General features: G+C 73.9%; 14 protein-coding genes and 1 pseudogene. 7 read left to right on the forward strand and 8 right to left on the reverse strand.

The genetic code is table 11. The annotated features are described in order from the left end of the window. Positions 1-131 precede the first annotated feature (131 nt). Positions 132-1,715, forward strand: coding sequence for a carboxylesterase/lipase family protein (locus C6376_RS11695; RefSeq protein WP_107443352.1), 1,584 nt, complete (start codon positions 132-134; stop codon positions 1,713-1,715). Positions 1,716-1,765: 50 nt separating this feature from the next. On the opposite strand, the gene C6376_RS11700 is transcribed toward C6376_RS11695, so the two are convergent. The 3 genes from C6376_RS11700 to murQ all read right to left on the reverse strand — a co-directional run bounded on the left by C6376_RS11700 (position 1,766) and on the right by murQ (position 5,060). After that, positions 1,766-2,335: a hypothetical protein gene (locus tag C6376_RS11700; protein ID WP_107443353.1), complete on the reverse strand. Its 570-nt coding sequence runs from the start codon at positions 2,333-2,335 to the stop codon at positions 1,766-1,768. Positions 2,336-2,593: 258 nt separating this feature from the next. Continuing rightward, complete coding sequence (locus C6376_RS11705; RefSeq protein WP_254075911.1) at positions 2,594-4,108, reverse strand: PTS transporter subunit EIIC; 1,515 nt, start codon at positions 4,106-4,108, stop codon at positions 2,594-2,596. Between the two features lie 16 nt (positions 4,109-4,124). After that, positions 4,125-5,060, reverse strand: coding sequence for an N-acetylmuramic acid 6-phosphate etherase (gene murQ / locus C6376_RS11710; RefSeq protein ID WP_107443354.1), 936 nt, complete (start codon positions 5,058-5,060; stop codon positions 4,125-4,127). Positions 5,061-5,348: 288 nt separating this feature from the next. On the opposite strand from murQ, the gene C6376_RS11715 reads away from it, so the two are divergent. Beyond that, the gene (locus C6376_RS11715; RefSeq protein WP_107443355.1) at positions 5,349-5,729 is read left to right on the forward strand and encodes a hypothetical protein; all 381 of its coding nucleotides are present in this window, start codon (positions 5,349-5,351) and stop codon (positions 5,727-5,729) included. A 7-nt stretch (positions 5,730-5,736) separates the two neighbouring features. After that, complete coding sequence (locus C6376_RS11720) at positions 5,737-6,084, forward strand: DUF4031 domain-containing protein (RefSeq protein ID WP_107443356.1); 348 nt, start codon at positions 5,737-5,739, stop codon at positions 6,082-6,084. On the opposite strand, the gene C6376_RS11725 is transcribed toward C6376_RS11720, so the two are convergent. The 3 genes and pseudogenes from C6376_RS11725 to C6376_RS11735 all read right to left on the reverse strand — a co-directional run bounded on the left by C6376_RS11725 (position 6,074) and on the right by C6376_RS11735 (position 8,224). Further along, positions 6,074-6,940 carry a hypothetical protein gene (locus C6376_RS11725; protein ID WP_107443357.1) on the reverse strand — a complete coding sequence of 289 codons (867 nt, stop codon included), beginning with the start codon at positions 6,938-6,940 and terminating at the stop codon, positions 6,074-6,076. The two genes, C6376_RS11720 and C6376_RS11725, sit on opposite strands and share 11 nt — an antisense overlap. Before the next feature lie 112 nt (positions 6,941-7,052). Then, positions 7,053-7,547 (reverse strand): annotated as a pseudogene (locus C6376_RS11730) (GNAT family N-acetyltransferase); the annotation flags it as partial. Positions 7,548-7,579: 32 nt separating this feature from the next. After that, a complete protein-coding gene (locus tag C6376_RS11735; RefSeq protein ID WP_107443359.1) occupies positions 7,580-8,224 on the reverse strand; it encodes a hypothetical protein in 645 nt (214 codons plus the stop codon). Between the two features lie 163 nt (positions 8,225-8,387). On the opposite strand from C6376_RS11735, the gene C6376_RS11740 reads away from it, so the two are divergent. Further along, entirely contained in the window at positions 8,388-9,164 is a 777-nt protein-coding gene (locus C6376_RS11740) for a copper homeostasis protein CutC (RefSeq protein WP_107448912.1), read from the forward strand. Between the two features lie 141 nt (positions 9,165-9,305). Here the strand turns inward: C6376_RS11740 and C6376_RS11745 are convergent, their stop codons facing one another. Continuing rightward, positions 9,306-11,270: a UvrD-helicase domain-containing protein gene (locus tag C6376_RS11745; protein WP_254076366.1), complete on the reverse strand. Its 1,965-nt coding sequence runs from the start codon at positions 11,268-11,270 to the stop codon at positions 9,306-9,308. A 362-nt stretch (positions 11,271-11,632) separates the two neighbouring features. Between C6376_RS11745 and C6376_RS11750 the strand changes: the two genes are divergently transcribed. After that, positions 11,633-11,818 (forward strand): hypothetical protein, encoded by a 186-nt coding sequence (locus C6376_RS11750; RefSeq protein WP_173985628.1) that lies wholly within the window; start codon positions 11,633-11,635, stop codon positions 11,816-11,818. A 96-nt stretch (positions 11,819-11,914) separates the two neighbouring features. Continuing rightward, positions 11,915-12,274 carry a hypothetical protein gene (locus C6376_RS11755; protein WP_107448913.1) on the forward strand — a complete coding sequence of 120 codons (360 nt, stop codon included), beginning with the start codon at positions 11,915-11,917 and terminating at the stop codon, positions 12,272-12,274. Positions 12,275-12,298: 24 nt separating this feature from the next. Here C6376_RS11755 and C6376_RS11760 read toward each other — a convergent pair whose 3' ends face one another. Further along, the gene (locus C6376_RS11760; RefSeq protein ID WP_107448914.1) at positions 12,299-13,945 is read right to left on the reverse strand and encodes a DNA repair helicase XPB; all 1,647 of its coding nucleotides are present in this window, start codon (positions 13,943-13,945) and stop codon (positions 12,299-12,301) included. 183 nt (positions 13,946-14,128) lie between these two features. Here C6376_RS11760 and C6376_RS11765 point away from each other — a divergent pair, with 183 nt between their 5' ends. Further along, positions 14,129-14,683, forward strand: coding sequence for a hypothetical protein (locus C6376_RS11765; protein ID WP_173985629.1), 555 nt, complete (start codon positions 14,129-14,131; stop codon positions 14,681-14,683). Positions 14,684-14,801: the final 118 nt, after the last annotated feature.

Genomic DNA, 14,801 nt, shown 5'->3' on the forward strand with positions numbered 1-14,801 from the left:
TCCTGATCCTGACGGGAAGCCGACCGACCGGCCAGAGACGGCTGTCACCCACACGAGGGGTGGCAGCCGTCTTCGGCACTTTCGCCGGTCACCGCCCGTTCCACGAGCAACCGCCTTTTCAGGAGTGATGAATGACGACACCCGACGCCACCGATGTCCCCGGCACCACCGACCGGCTCGTCGCACGCACGACCGCCGGCCCCGTACGCGGTCGCCGGGAGGCGGACCTGACCGTCTTCCGGGGCATTCCCTTCGCCGCGCCCCCGGTCGGCGACGCCCGCTTCCAGGCCCCCCGGCCGCCCCACCCGTGGGACGGCATACGGGACGCGTACGCCTTCGGGCCGCCGCCCCCGCAGGAGTCGGGCATCCAGGGCCGGGCCGGAATCCCGGAAGCCCCGACCGGGGACGACTGGCTGACGGTCAACGTCTGGACCCCTGACGCGGAGCCGGAGCCGTCGGCCGCCCGCCCGGTCATGGTGTGGATCTACGGCGGCGCCTACAAGCTCGGCCACTCCGGCAGCCCGGGCTACGACGCGCAGCACCTCGCCCGCGCCGGCGACCTGGTCGTCGTCACCTTCAACTACCGTGTCGGCATAGAGGGGTTCGCACGGATCGAGGGCGCACCGGCCAACCGGGGGCTGCTCGACCAGGTCGCCGCGCTGGAATGGGTGCGGGACAACATCGCGGCCTTCGGCGGCGACCCGGACCGGGTGACCGTGTTCGGCGAGTCGGCCGGCGCCGGTTCGGTGGCCGCGCTGCTTGCCATGCCGAGCGCCCGGGGCCTGTTCGGGCGGGCCATCTCGCAGAGCGTGCCCGGCACGTACTTCTCCGACGAGCTGGCCCGTGACCTCGCGGGCGCGATCGCCGCGGAGGCCGGTCTGCGGCCGACGGCCGCCGACCTGGCCACGGTGGACCCGCGCACGCTGCCCGAAGCAGGTGCGGCGCTGGCCGCGAAGATGGCGCAACGGGTGGACCGGTGGGGGCAGGTCGCGCCCACGGTCACTCCGTTCTCCCCCGTGGTCGACGGTGAGATCCTGCCGACGACTCCGTGGCAGGCGCTGGCATCGGGCGCCGCTCGCGACGTCGAGCTGATCGTCGGACACAACGCGCAGGAGTACCGCCTGTTCCTCGTCATGGGCGGGCTGCTGGGCAAGGTGACCGGGGAACAGGCGACAGCGGCCCTGCGCCTGTTCGCCCCGGGCGGAGGAGCGGAGGGCGAACAGGCCTACCGGTCGGCCTTCCCGGACGCCGATCCGGGCGAGCTGTACGAGCGGGTGCAGTCGGACTGGCTGTTCCACATACCCTCCCTGCACTTGGCCGAGGCCCAGGTCGCGGGCGGCGGCCGGGCTCACGTCTACGAGCTGACCTGGCCGGCCCCGGGAGCGGGCGGCACCCTGGGTGCGTGCCACGGCCTGGACATCCCGCTGCTGTTCGGCACCTACACGGCAGACCTCGGGAACCTGCTGTTCGCGGGGGTGGAGGTGACGGACGAGGCCCGGGCACTGACGGCGGGCTTCCACCGGTCGTGGACGTCCTTCGCGAGGACGGGAGACCCGGGCTGGCCCGCGTACGACCGGGAACGGAGGCTGGTGCAGGTGCTGGACGTGGAGACCGAGGTGCGCCCCTACCCGGAGGAGACGTCCCGTCGGCTGTGGGAAGGCCACGACTTCCCGCCCCTGCCGCTGCTCGACGGCGGCGTCCGGGACGGGTCGTAGGGCTTGCCCGGAGGACCTGACGCCGTGGACGTCCGGAACGCTTCGGAGCTCTAGAGGTTGCCGAGCGGCTCGATGTCGACCTTCACCGGGGTGCCCCAGATCCGCAGGACCTCGTAGTCGGTGAACTCGTGCACGAGCCGGTAGGCCATCGCGGGACGGGACCCCCGGCGCAGGGCGGCGATGTACAGTTCCGCCTCGCGCCGGTCCCGCCGCGGTGTTCCGCACAGCTGCCACTCCTGGCCGTTCCACAGCTCCGCCAGCCAGCGCTGCTGGGGCTGCGGGCGGTCGGCGCGGGTGCCGTACCGCGAGGGAGTGGGGATGGTGTGGGGCGCCTGCGGCGGCGGACCGTTGAACTCGGCGCGCCGGGCCGCCCGGCGACGTGTCTCGCACAGCAGGCACAGGTCGGCGGCGGCCTTGTCGACCGGGCCGTGCGGGTGTTCGGCACAACGGGTGGTAGGGGCCGCGCCGACCACGCTGTCGTCCAGCAGCTCCAGCGCACGCCGCAGGTCGGCCTTCACCTCGTGCAGCCGGGCGTCCGGGGTGTCGGTCGTGAGGGCTTCCCCGTGTTCGCCGAGAACACGCAGGGCACGGCCGAGCGCGGTGAGCTGGGCGTGGTTCATGGCCCCAAGGGTAGGGCTCGCGCCGAACGACGGCTCTCGCCGGCCGGCGCCCGCGGCGGCCTCGGGGCGTGGGCGGGGTCAGCGGCTCGCCCCGCCGCCGCGACTCGCACCCGGCGCGGACGCCGCTCCGGGCGGCGTTCCCGTGACTGTGGCGGCGGCTGCGCCGGGCGGGGTGGTCGTGACTGTGGCGGCGGCTGCGCCGGGCGGGGTGGCCGGGGCGGGCGGGCGGTCGGGTGTCGGGTGCGGTGGCCGTGCCGGTCATGGGGCCGGGGTGGCCGTGCCGGGTGGGGTGGTCGTGGGAGTCGCGGTGGTCGAATCGGTCAGCGCGGTCGTGCCGGGTGGAGTGGGTGGGCCGGGCTCCGCCGGGGGTGTGGGGGCGGTGGACGTGGCCGCGGGGGACAGGGCCGCGGCGGCCGCTCGGACGCCGCCGAAGGCGTAGGTGGCGGCGAAGCCGACCGCGTATCCCGTCAGCAGGCCACCCGCGTAGACCGCCGCCGTGGCGCCCGGTCCCCGGTCGCCCGCCAGCAGTGGGAACAGGGCCCAGCCGGACGGGCCGATCGCCGTCGCCCCGACCCGGTCGCCGAGCATCGCGAAGAACCCGATGAAGGCGCCGCCGGCCGCCCCGCCCGCGCAGGCGGTGAGGAAGGGGCGGCCCAGCGGCAGCGACACCCCGTAGATCAGCGGTTCGCCGATGCCCAGCAGCCCGGCGGGGAGCGCCGACCTGATCGTCGCCCGCAGCGCCACGTCGTCGCGCAGCCGGACGTACACCGCCGCCGCCGCGCCGACCTGGCCCGCGCCCGCCATCGCCAGCACCGGCAGCAGGACCGTGTACCCCTGCTGCTCGATGAGGGTGGTGTGGACGGGGATCAGGGCCTGGTGGAGGCCCAGCATCACCAGCGGCAGGAAGAGCCCGCCGAGCAGCAGACCGGCGAAGGCGCCCGTCGTCGTCAGCAGCCAGTTCGCCGCCGTGCCGATGGCCGCCGAGACCGCGCCGGCCGCGTACATCAGCCCGTACAGGGTGCCGAGGCCGGCGACCAGGACCGTCAGGGCGGGGGTGAGGAGCACGTCCAGCGTCTCCGGGACCCGGCCCCGGCACCGCCGCTCCACGTACGTCGCCAGCAGCGCGGCCGCCAGCGCGCCGAGGACGCCGCCCTGCCCGGGAGCCAGTGTCACCCCGAACGCCGTCACCTTCGCGACCCCCGGATACACGACGATCGCCGCGACCGCGCCGCCCAGGACCGGTGTGCCGCCGAACTCCTTCGCCGTGTTGTATCCCACGAACACGGCGATCAGCGCCATGAAGCCGGAGGCGATCGCGGTCAGCGCCGGAGTGAGCCCCGTCAGCAGGCCCGCGTTGAGGAGCAAACCGTTGACGCCGGCCAGGATCCCGCAGCCGACGAGGGCCGGGACGAGGGGGACGAAGACGGCGGCGAGGCGGCGCAGGGCGCTCTTCAGCGGGGTCGCGTTGCGCTCGCGCTGTCGCGCCTTCAGCGCGGCGCCGCGTGCCGCCAGCCGGTGCGCGGCCGTCAGCTTCTCGAAGTCGGCCGTCACCCGTGTCACCACGCCCGGCCCGAGGACCACCTGCAAGGCGCCGTCAGCCACCACGACCCCGAGCACCCCGGGCACCGCCCGCAGCGCCTCCTCGTCCGCCCGGGAGGGATCGGCGAGATCCAGTCGCAGCCGGGTCATGCAGTGGGCGACGGAGACGACGTTCGCGGGGCCGCCCACGAGGGGCAGGATCGCGGCGGCTGTGGAGGAGGAGTCGATGCGCACCCCTCGAGCGTGCGGGTCAGCGGCCCGCCGCGGTGAGAGCGGCGCGCAGATGTCCCCCGGACTCCTCCAGAAGGCGGGCAGCGGCCGGCCCGTCCACCCCCGCCAGCACCACCAGGATCGCGGCCTTCACCTCGCCGTCCGCCGCCGCGAGCGCCGCCTCGATCTCGTCGTCCGAGGCGCCCGTCGCCAGGGCGACGATCCGACGCGACCGGGCGCGCAGCTTCTCGTTGGTGGCGCGGACGTCCACCATCAGGTTCCCGTACGTCTTGCCCAACCGGATCATCGTGATCGTCGAGACCATGTTCAGCACCAGCTTCTGCGCGGTCCCCGCCTTCAGCCGGGTCGAGCCGGTGAGCAGCTCGGGGCCCACCACCACCTCGATCGCGTGCTCGGCGGCGGCGGCCAGCACGCTGCCGGGGTTGCAGGCCAGGGCGACGGTCAGCGCGCCCCGGGCGCGGGCGTGCCGTACCGCGCCGACCGCGTAGGGGGTGCGGCCCGAGGCGGAGACGCCGATCACGGTGTCGTCGGGGGTGAGGGAGAGGGCGGCGAGGTCCGCCTCGGCGAGCTCGGTGGAGTCCTCGGCGCCCTCGACCGGGACGGTCATGGCCTGCGGCCCGCCGGCGATCACACCGACGACCCGGCCGGGGGCGGTGCCGAAGGTGGGCGGGCACTCGGAGGCGTCGAGCACGCCGAGCCGTCCGGCGGTGCCCGCGCCCGCGTAGACCAGCCGTCCGCCGCGCGCCATCCGCGTCGCCGTCGCGTCGACGACGGCGGCGATGCGCGGAAGCTGCGTGGCCACGGCGGCGGCGACGCCGGCGTCCTCCGCGTTCATCAGCTGCGCGATGTCGAGCGTGGGGAGGCGGTCGATCTCGGCGAGGTCGGGTCGGAAGGCCTCGGTGGTGAGGGTGTCGAGCGCGGTGCGCAGATCCTGGGAGCCGGCACTGGGGTTCATGGCGATTTCCGGTTCTCTCGTCGGCAGGGGCTCCGCAACACCTACCGGTGGCGATGCGCCGACGCCTCGTACGACGCGGCCGGTGCCGGCGCGCGGCTCGTCAGTGCGGAGCTCGTCCGCGTGCCGGCGCGCGGCTCGTCCGTGTGGAGCTCGTCCGCGCGCAGTCGCCCGGGGAGCCTTCCGCGCGCGGCGCGCCCACGCGGTCGGCACGGCGGTGTGGGCGGTGTGGGTGGCACATGAAACGTATTTTCTGTCCGGGAGCGGGCCGGGAGTGCGCACAATAGGGGCATGGACCCCACGAGCCCCCTGGAACAGACGTTGCACACGGCGCGTGCCCTGGTGCTCGCCGACCTGGCCTCGGGCGAGGTCGCCGCGGCGGACGTGGTGTCGATGGTCGAGGACTCGGTCGTGCAGCGCCGCTGGTGGGTCGAGCAGTGGCCGGACGGCGCGCAGTTCGTGGCCGGTCTGGTGGCCCAGGACGTGCAGGACGCGCTGCTGGAGCGGTACGGGCGATGGCCGCTGTGTCCGGTCTGCGGCTCCGGCGACCCGCACGCCCTCGAAGTCGAGCCCGAACTGGGTCCCGACCCGCACTGGGTGTGCCACAAGGCGGGGGTGAAGGTCGCCTCGGTCGGCTCGCTGGGGTCGGCCATGGACGGGCCGTCCTCGTGAGGCGCTCATGACCGTCTACATCGACCCGCCGAACTGGCCGGGGCACGGCCGGATGTGGTCGCACCTGGTCAGCGACGTCTCGTATGCCGAACTGCAGGAGTTCGCCGACCGGTTGGGCGTCCCGCGGCGGGCCTTCGAACGCGACCACTACGACATCCCGTCCCCCCGCTACGACGAGGTGGTGGCGGCCGGCGCGGTCGAGGTGAGCAGCCGTGAGGTGGTGCGGCTGCTGACGGAGTCCGGCCTGCGCCGGCGCAAGGGCGGTGGCCGCGACGGGAAGCGGGACGGCGGCCGGGACCGCCGGGGGGACGGCCCCCCGGACGGCGGACGCGGGGACGGCGTCGTCAGCTGCTGAAGACCGGCTCCATGGTGTGCCACCAGGCCGCGAGGCTGGAGTGGTCGGGGCCGCTGATCTGGACCAGCGCGGGACGGTCGTAGTACGAGCAGAGGAAGACGTACTGCCCGGTGCTGGAGAGGAAGCAGACGACGTCCCCTGCGGAGTCGCCGGTGTTGTTCTCGCGCCAAGTGCCGTAGGCGTTGGTCTGCGCCTCGCAGTCGCCGGGCCGCAGACGGGCCGCGTAGGACTGGAAGACGGCGTCACGGTCGGATTTGGTCCCGTACATGATGACGCTCGCCTTGCCGGTGCCCGTGACGCCGTACTGGTCGACCGTGGTCACCGTGCAGTACAGGGCGGCGTCCGCGCCCCGCCACTCGGTGTGCGCGCAGCTGTCGCGCGACCACTGGTCGCTGTTGAGTGTGTCGCGCAGGGCACGCTCGTCCGCGGTCAGCCCGTCGCTCCCGCCGGCGTCGGTGCCGCCTCCGGCTGTGCCGCCGCCGTCGGAGCTGCCGTCGGAGCTGCCGTCGGACGTGCCGCCGGAGCCGGACGGTCCGGGGCTGCCGCCGGTCGTGGTCCCGTCGGTCGTCCCCTCCACGGCGCCGTCCGTCGTCGTCCCGTCGGCGCCGCCGTCGCCCGTCGTGGAGCCCGAGCCGGAGTCGCCGCCGGAACCGGAAGCCGAACCGGAACCGGAAGTGGAACTGGAGCTCGAGCCGCCGGTTCCGCCGCCCCCGCCCCCGTGGGACGTCTGATAGAGCCCCACGAGGGCGAGCACCGAGCTGACGACGACCCCGATGATCGCCCACCGCACGTTCTGCCGGGCCAGCCGGTGGGGGTCGGGAGGATCCGGTGGCGTGGACGGGCCGGTCGTACTCATGGCGTTCCCCCGTTTCCCCCGGCGTGCGCGACCGCGCGCGGCGCGGCCGTGTCGGAATTATCCGAAGCGGAGGGCGTGCGCCGGGAGGCGAAGCGACGAAGATCGGCCGCGGCTACGTCAGGTGCGGTCGGTCGCGGAGCTCATACGCGTACTCCCCCTCGCCTTCGCCGACCCGGACGAAGCCGGCCCGTTCGAGCACGGCCCGCGAGGGGGCGTTGAGGTGTTCGACGACCGCGAACAGGCGTCGTACGTCGTCCCGCGCCAGCGCCCATCCGGCGAGCGCGCGCAGTGCCTCGGTCGCGTAACCCCGGCCGCGGGCGGCCTCCACCAGGTCGTAGCCGATCTCCGTGCGGCCGTCGTCGTCGGGAGCGGCGTGGAAGCCCATGCTGCCGACGGCCAGACCGTCCGAGCGCCGTACGAGGACGTACAGGCCGAACTCCGGGCGGTGCACGCCGGCCGCGTACGCCGTGGCCAGCATTCCGGCGGCGTCCCGGGTGCCCTCGAACGGGGAGCCCCCGAGCCAGTCGAAGCCCCCGCCGCCGCCGGCCCGCAGTCCCGCGGCGATCGTGGGGGAGACGCCCACGAGGGTGAGCCGGCCGGCGGGGATGCGCGGGGCCGCGGGCAGGTGTGCGGCGGCGCTCATGAGGCCAGCAGCTCCAGCTCGCCCCGCAGGTTGTAGCGGGCCGTGTCCTCCCAGTGCTCGCTCCCGTACGGCGTCCTGAACAGCCGGGGCAGGGCGAGGAGTTGACGCAGGACGTCCGAACGGCCGGCCCGGAAGGCGTCGTTCGGCACGAAGGAGTACTCCTCGCGGACCGCGGCGGTGTAGGCGGCGTACGCGGAGGGCGGCGAGGCGAGGACCGCGAGGTCGGCGTCGCACAGCACCCGGCCGTCGGGGTCGTCGTCGGCCGGGTCGTGGGTGACCGTGAGCCGGACGAGCCGTGCGACCTCGGCGGTCTTCTCCGCGGGCGCGCCGGCCTCGGCGAGGGCGCGCTCGGCGAGACGGGCGGAGCGCTCCTCGTTCTCGGAGCGGTCGGGGAGGTAGACGGCGTCGTGGAACCAGGCGGCCAGCCGGACGACGTCCGCATCGGCGGCGTGCGCCTGGAGGACGTCGACACGGTCGAGGACGTCGAGGAGGTGGGCCAGCGTGTGGTAGCGGCGCTGCGGCTCCTGCCAGCGGGCGAGGAGGGCGTCGGCGTAGGGCGCGGGGTCGGGGCCGCCGCCCGGGCCCCTGACCCCGTCCAGGGCGTGGCTGAAACGGGTGCGCAGCGCGTCGAGATCGGCCATGGCCTCATTGTCCCGCCGACCCGCGTATTCTTAAATTGGACTAGACCTGTAAAGCGTCCGGGAACGGAACGAGCGCCGCGGACCGCCGGCGACGCCGACGAACGCCGCTGAAACGCCTACGACGACCGATGAAACGCCGATGAACGCCGACGAATGGGGACCCATGAGCAAGCGTGCAGTTCTGGAGGTGATCGCCCTCGACGCCGAGGACGCGGTCGCCGCCCAGGCCGGAGGCGCGGACCGCCTCGAGCTGGTCACCGAGATGGCCGCCGACGGGCTCACCCCGCCGGTCGCGGTGTTCGCCGCCGTCCGGGCCGCCGTCGACCTCTCCCTGCGCGTCATGCTGCGGCTGTCCGACGGCTTCGCGGCCGGGGACGTCGACCGCCTCGTGCGGGCCGCCGCCGATCTGCGGGCGGCCGGCGCGCAGGAGTTCGTCCTCGGCTTCCTCGACGCGGAGGGCGCGGTGGACCTGGCCGCGGTGGAGCGGATCGTCGCCGGGCTGGACGGCTGCCGCTGGACCTTCCACCGCGCCCTCGACCACGCCGCCGACCGCGACGCCCTGCGCAAGCAGCTGGACGGCCTGCCCGGACTGGACGCCTACCTCACCGCCGGCTCCCCGGCCGGCGTCGACGCGGGCCTGCCCACCCTGCTGGCCGAAGCCGCCCGGCACGGTGAGCAGGGCTACGAGCAGCGCCTCCTGGTCGGCGGCGGACTTCGCCTCGGCCACCTCCCGCGGCTGCGGGCCGCCGGGATCGACGCGTTCCACATCGGCGGCGCGGCCCGCCCGCACGGCTGGTCCGGTCCGGTGTCGGCACACGCCGTGCGCGAGTGGCGCCGAGCGGTGGACGCCGGGCACCACGAGACGGCATGGCACCCCGAGCCGGCGGCGGAGGCCGAGCCGGTGGCGCAGGCCGGTGGACCGGCCGGGCGCGTCGACTGAGCCGAGGCCCGCCGGGCCGGCAAGCGGCCCCCAGCCGGCACGGGTGGCCCGGCGGGCCCGGCGGGATGTGCCGAGGGCGGGATGCGCGCGGGGCCGGGCCGGTGTGGCCCGGGGTGGGGACGGTTCGGGCCGGGGCCTCCGTCAGGTGAGTTGTCGGGGGAGGGGGGCCGTGTGGGTGACGAGGAGGCCGGAGACCGCGCGGGTCAGGGTCACGTACAGGCGGCGCAGGCCCGTCCGTTCGTCCGGCTCCCCGTCGACCACGGCCTGCGGCTCGTCCAGGACGACGTAGTCGTACTCCAGACCCTTGGCAAGCGACGCCGGGACCAGGGTGAGGCGGGCTTCGGCCGTCGTCTCCTCACCCGGGGCCAGGCACGGGACGCCCGCCGCCGCCAGCGCCTCGGCCAGCGCCGGGATCCGGGCGTCGGCCGCGATCAGGCCCGTCGAGCCCTCGTTGCGCAGCAGCTCCTCGCAGGCCGCGACGACGTCCGCGGTGTCCGCGACCTCCCGGACGTCGAAGAATCCCGGGTTCTCACGGACCGACGCGACGGGGGCGAGGCCCGGCGCGATGTGAGGCAGCAGCCGGGAGGCGTAGACGATCACGTCCGTCGGGACGCGGAAACCGGCCGTCAGCTCCTCGACCACCGCGTCCGCCTTGCCGAGATGCCCGAGGGCCTCCTCCCAGCTGCGGGTCGCCCACGGGGTGGTGCCCTGCGCCAGATCGCCCAGCACCGTCGCCGAACCCGTCGTGCAACGGCGGCCGACCGCCCGGTACTGCATGGGCGAAAGGTCCTGAGCCTCGTCGAGGACCACATGGCCGAGCGAGTGCGTGCGCTCCACCAGGTCCCTCGCCTCGTCGATCAGCACCGCGTCCGCCGCCGACCACCTGGCCGCCTTCACGGACCGCGCGGGCTTCACCGCCAGGATCGTCTTCTGCTCCAGCTCGCTCAGCACGCCCTCCGCGTGCTCGGCGAGGAACTCCGGGTCCGTCAGCAGCCGCAGCACCAGCTTCGCCGGGTCGACGGCCGGCCAGACCTCCTTCACGGCCGCCTTCACCGCGCTGTTGCGGGCCACGGCGTCCTGCACCCGGTCGTCCGGGGCCTCGCCCGAACGCTCCATCTGCACCAGCACCGCGTGCGCGATGCGCTGCGGCAGGGCCTCGCGGGCTGCCCCGTACCGGATGTCCCGGCCGAGCAACTCCCGCACCATCTCCTCGAGTTCGTACGCCGGAACCCGCCAGCGCCGCGACCCGCGCACCACGACGACCGGTTCGGCCGGCATCCGCACCTGCGCGTAGACGGCCCGCCGCAGCACCCGCGCCATCCGTGCGTCGCCCTTGACCAGCGCCGCCGCCGCGTCGTCCGCGCCCCGCACCTCCACATGGGCCACCAGGTCGTCCACCGTGCCCTGGCGGACCGTCAGCTCGCCCAGCGCCGGCAGCACCTGCTCGATGTAGTGGAGGAAGGACCGGTTCGGCCCGATGACCAGTGTGCCGGTGCGCGCGAGCCGCTCCCGGTGGGCGTACAGCAGATACGCCACCCGGTGCAGACCGACCGCCGTCTTCCCGGTCCCCGGACCGCCCTGCACGCACACCGTGCCGCCCAGCCCGCTGCGCACGATCTCGTCCTGCTCGGGCTGGATGGTGGCGACGATGTCCCGCATCGGGCCCACACGCGGCCGCTCGATCTCCTGCTGGAGCAGCTTGCTGGTGGCGGCGGCCTCGGTGGGGTCGGAGAGGTGCTCGTCCTCGTACGCCGTGATCTGCCCACGCGTGTAGCCGAAGCGGCGGCGCAGCCCGACGTCCATCGGGTCCTTCTTCGACGCCCGGTAGAACGGCTGCGAGACCGGCGCACGCCAGTCGATGACCATGGGGTCGCCATCGCCGTCGTGCACATGACGACGTCCGATGTAGAACTTCTCCCCCTCCGCGCCCTCCGCCCGGTCCGCGCCGGGAGCGTGCAGGTAGTCGAGCCGGCCGAAGAACAGCGGGGTGTCGCTCAGATCGGCCAGCGCCTTGATCCGTTCCCCGATCTGCCGCTCCAGGATCCGGGCGTTGACCCAGTTCGCGGTGACGTCGCTGATGTCGAGGGACTCGACGTCCTCCCGCATCGCGCGCAGGGCGGCCCGGGAGGAGGCGAGATGGCCGCGTTCGCGGGCCAGGGGATCGTCGTCGACGGACGTGCGGGACGAGGACGGCGTGGACAAGGAGGTGCCTCCGGGCCGGCTGGGGGTGGGCTACGGCGATTGCCGTCCGGTTTCCGTCCGGACGGCGGCGCTCCGAGGGGAGGCGGGCAAGAGCGGAGATTCTAGGTGAGCGATTCGAGGCGCGCCAACGCATTTACCCGGCACCCCCGAGGGACGCGCCTGCTACCCGTAGGGGACACCCCCGCCCACAGGTGTACCCAGGGAGTACGCCGAATGGGGACCTGGGACCGATGCCCCCTTTATGCCCCCGCGCGCACCATGGAGACATGAGTACAGCGACCATCACCCCGGCCCCCGGTCGCCCGTCCGGCGCGACCCCGCTGTCCGACCACCACGACCACCACCACCGCCTCGGCGACGCCCTGCGCGCGGTGAAGGTCTTCGTCGGCGCCGCCTTCGACGTGATCGTCCTCGGCGAGTACCGCGAGGAGGCGGGCGTCCGCCGCAGGTGAGACGCCGCCTCCCCGGCCCGGCTGAGTACCCGCGGGCACACCGCGTGAGTATCCGAGCCGATGCCCGGCGCCCCCGCCGAGGGGTTCACTCGGGACATGCCGACAACGCATCGCCCGCTCCGCGACCAGCGTGACCCGCGCGCCCGGGTGGCGCCCTTAGTCGCCACGGTCCTGCTCGTCCCGCTGCTCCCGTTCGCCTTCGTCCTGGGCGCCATGTCCTTCATGGCCACCGACTCCTGCGGACCCGACTCCTGCTCGTCGGCGCTGATGACGTCACTGACCCTGATCTACGGGCTCCTCGCGTGGGGCGGGTTCTTCACGTCCCTCGCGTACGTCGCCCTGTGGGCCCTGCCCCGGACCCGCCGTTGGGCGGCCTGGCGGGCCTGGCTGGCGGCCGCGGCCGTGACGCCGCCGGCCGCCGTGCTGTTCCTGGTGCTCACACTGCCCCGGCCGTAGCCGTCGCGGGCGGCGTCCGGACCCTCAGGCCTCCTCCGCGAGCAGCTCGTCGGCGTCCATGATCCGGTAGGCGTACCCCTGCTCCGCCAGGAACCGCTGGCGGTGCGCCGCGAAGTCCTGGTCGATGGTGTCCCGCGCCACCACCGAGTAGAAGTGGGCCTGATGCCCGTCCGCCTTGGGGCGCAACACCCGGCCCAGACGCTGCGCCTCCTCCTGCCGTGACCCGAAGGTGCCCGACACCTGGATGGCCACCGTCGCCTCCGGCAGGTCGATCGAGAAGTTCGCGACCTTCGACACCACCAGCACGCTGATCTCGCCCTCCCGGAAGGCGTCGAAGAGCTTCTCGCGCTGCGCGTTCGACGTCTCGCCCTTGATGACCGGCGCGTTCAGATGCTCGCCGAGTTCGTCGAGCTGGTCGATGTACTGCCCGATGACGAGGATCTGCTGCCCGGCGAACCGCCGCACCAGCGCCTCCGTCACCTTCCGCTTCGTCGCCGTCGTCGCGCAGAAGCGGTACTTCTCCTCCGCCTCGGCGGTCGCGTACGCGAGGCGCTCCGAGTCGGTGAGGTTGACCCGGACCTCCACGCAGTCGGCGGGCGCGATGTAGCCCTGCGCCTCGATCTCCTTCCACGGCGCGTCGAACCGCTTCGGCCCGATGAGCGAGAACACGTCCGACTCACGGCCGTCCTCGCGGACCAGCGTCGCCGTCAGACCGAGCCGCCGCCGCGCCTGCAGGTCGGCGGTGAACTTGAAGACCGGCGCCGGCAGCAGATGCACCTCGTCGTAGAGGATCAGGCCCCAGTCCCTGGAGTCGAACAGCTCCAGGTGCGGGTAGACGCCCTTGCGCCGGGTCGTCAGCACCTGGTAGGTCGCGATGGTGACGGGCCGGATCTCCTTTCGCGTCCCGCTGTACTCGCCGATCTCCTCCTCGGTCAGCGACGTCCGCTTCACCAGCTCGTGCTTCCACTGCCGGGCGGAGACGGTGTTGGTGACGAGGATCAGCGTCGTCGACTTCGCCTGGGCCATCGCCCCCGCGCCGACCAGCGTCTTGCCCGCACCGCAGGGCAGCACCACGACCCCGCTGCCGCCGTGCCAGAAGTTCTCCACGGCCTGCTTCTGGTACGGGCGCAGCGCCCACCCGTCCTCGGCGAGCTCGATGGGATGCGCCTCGCCGTCGACGTACCCGGCGAGGTCCTCGGCCGGCCAGCCCAGCTTCAGCAGCGTCTGCTTGATCTGCCCCCGCTCGGAGGGGTGCACGACGACGGTGTCCGGATCGAGCCGGGCCCCCACCAGCGGCGCGACCCGCTTCGAGCGCAGGATCTCCTCCAGCACCGGCCGGTCGGTGGTGGTCAGCACCAGCCCGTGCGCCGGATGCTTGCTCAGCGTCAGCCGCCCGTAGCGGTCCATCGTCTCGGCGACGTCCACGAGCAGCGCGTGCGGCACGGGATAGCGGCTGTACTGCACGAGCGCGTCCACGACCTGCTCGGCGTCGTGCCCGGCCGCCCGCGCGTTCCACAGGCCCAGCGGCGTCACCCGGTAGGTGTGGATGTGCTCCGGCGCCCGCTCCAGCTCGGCGAACGGCGCGATGGCCCGACGGCAGTCGTCCGCCTGCTCGTGGTCGACCTCCAGAAGCAGGGTTTTGTCCGACTGGACGATCAGCGGTCCGTTCACGTACGCCATCCCTTCCGCACCGGCCAAACCTCCAGTGTGCCGTACGGCGTGCCGCGACGGTGGTCCGCGCCCTCGGCGCGGACGCATGGCCGGCCTCGGGGAACCGGGCAACCCTGCGCACCCTCCGCGGGTCTGACCGGTCGAGCAGCGCGATGGACGCGACGCGGTGAGGAGAATCACGGTATGTCGGTCCTGTCGTTCCGCAGGGGAGCGGTCGGCGTCGGAGCCGCGGCGGTGCTGGCCGCCACCGGCACCTGGGTGATGTGGCCGGCGGGCGTCGACGCGGGGCTGTGGGCGGAGGTGCGGCCGGTGATCGAGGCGCGGGTCGCGGCGGACTCGCGGGGGGACGGCTACGGGGAGACCGTGCCCGCGTGGAAGGCGCGCTGGTTCTGCCGTGCTGAGGCCCTCGAACTGGAGGAGCACGCGGGCGAGATACGGGCCGGCGTCAACACGCTGTGCGTCGAGTACGGGGTACACGGCCAGAACCTCGTGGAGTGCAGCGCCGGACAGTACCCGCAGGTCGTACGGCTGCAGCGGGACGCCGCGGCCGACGGCGGCTACCGGGTCGTCTCCCGGGAGGAGCCGCCGGACGGCGAGGGGTACGGCCGGTGGACGAAGGCCCACTTCGGCGTCCTCGTCCGGTCCTCCCTCCACCAGCCGATGCCGTCCGCCGCCCTGGAGTCCGCGGCCCGCGCCCACTTCGGCCTGCCCCCGGACGCCTCCGTCGGAGACTGCTGAGCCGCGACGGCCCTCGGAAGCGCAGAGCCGTGACGGCCCTCGGGAACCGCCGAGCCGTGACGGCCGCCGAGGACGCGGTCGTCCGCCAAGAGGTCCGGTAGTCCGCCAAGAGCCCGGT

Origin of the sequence: Streptomyces sp. P3 (genome assembly GCF_003032475.1) — a bacterium.
In the GTDB taxonomy this organism is placed as follows: domain Bacteria; phylum Actinomycetota; class Actinomycetes; order Streptomycetales; family Streptomycetaceae; genus Streptomyces.

Bases quoted from the DNA above. Each gene is read 5' to 3' on its own strand.
- C6376_RS11725 (WP_107443357.1), bottom strand. From the start codon at position 6,940: ATGAGTACGACCGGCCCGTCCACGCCACCGGATCCTCCCGACCCCCAC.
- C6376_RS11765 (WP_173985629.1), top strand. From the start codon at position 14,129: ATGTCGGTCCTGTCGTTCCGCAGGGGAGCGGTCGGCGTCGGAGCCGCG.
- C6376_RS11715 (WP_107443355.1), top strand. From the start codon at position 5,349: ATGGACCCCACGAGCCCCCTGGAACAGACGTTGCACACGGCGCGTGCC.
- murQ (WP_107443354.1), bottom strand. From the start codon at position 5,060: ATGAACCCCAGTGCCGGCTCCCAGGATCTGCGCACCGCGCTCGACACC.
- C6376_RS11745 (WP_254076366.1), bottom strand. From the start codon at position 11,270: ATGCGGGAGGACGTCGAGTCCCTCGACATCAGCGACGTCACCGCGAAC.
- C6376_RS11750 (WP_173985628.1), top strand. From the start codon at position 11,633: ATGAGTACAGCGACCATCACCCCGGCCCCCGGTCGCCCGTCCGGCGCG.
- C6376_RS11740 (WP_107448912.1), top strand. From the start codon at position 8,388: ATGAGCAAGCGTGCAGTTCTGGAGGTGATCGCCCTCGACGCCGAGGAC.
- C6376_RS11735 (WP_107443359.1), bottom strand. From the start codon at position 8,224: ATGGCCGATCTCGACGCGCTGCGCACCCGTTTCAGCCACGCCCTGGAC.
- C6376_RS11695 (WP_107443352.1), top strand. From the start codon at position 132: ATGACGACACCCGACGCCACCGATGTCCCCGGCACCACCGACCGGCTC.
- C6376_RS11700 (WP_107443353.1), bottom strand. From the start codon at position 2,335: ATGAACCACGCCCAGCTCACCGCGCTCGGCCGTGCCCTGCGTGTTCTC.
- C6376_RS11720 (WP_107443356.1), top strand. From the start codon at position 5,737: ATGACCGTCTACATCGACCCGCCGAACTGGCCGGGGCACGGCCGGATG.
- C6376_RS11755 (WP_107448913.1), top strand. From the start codon at position 11,915: ATGCCGACAACGCATCGCCCGCTCCGCGACCAGCGTGACCCGCGCGCC.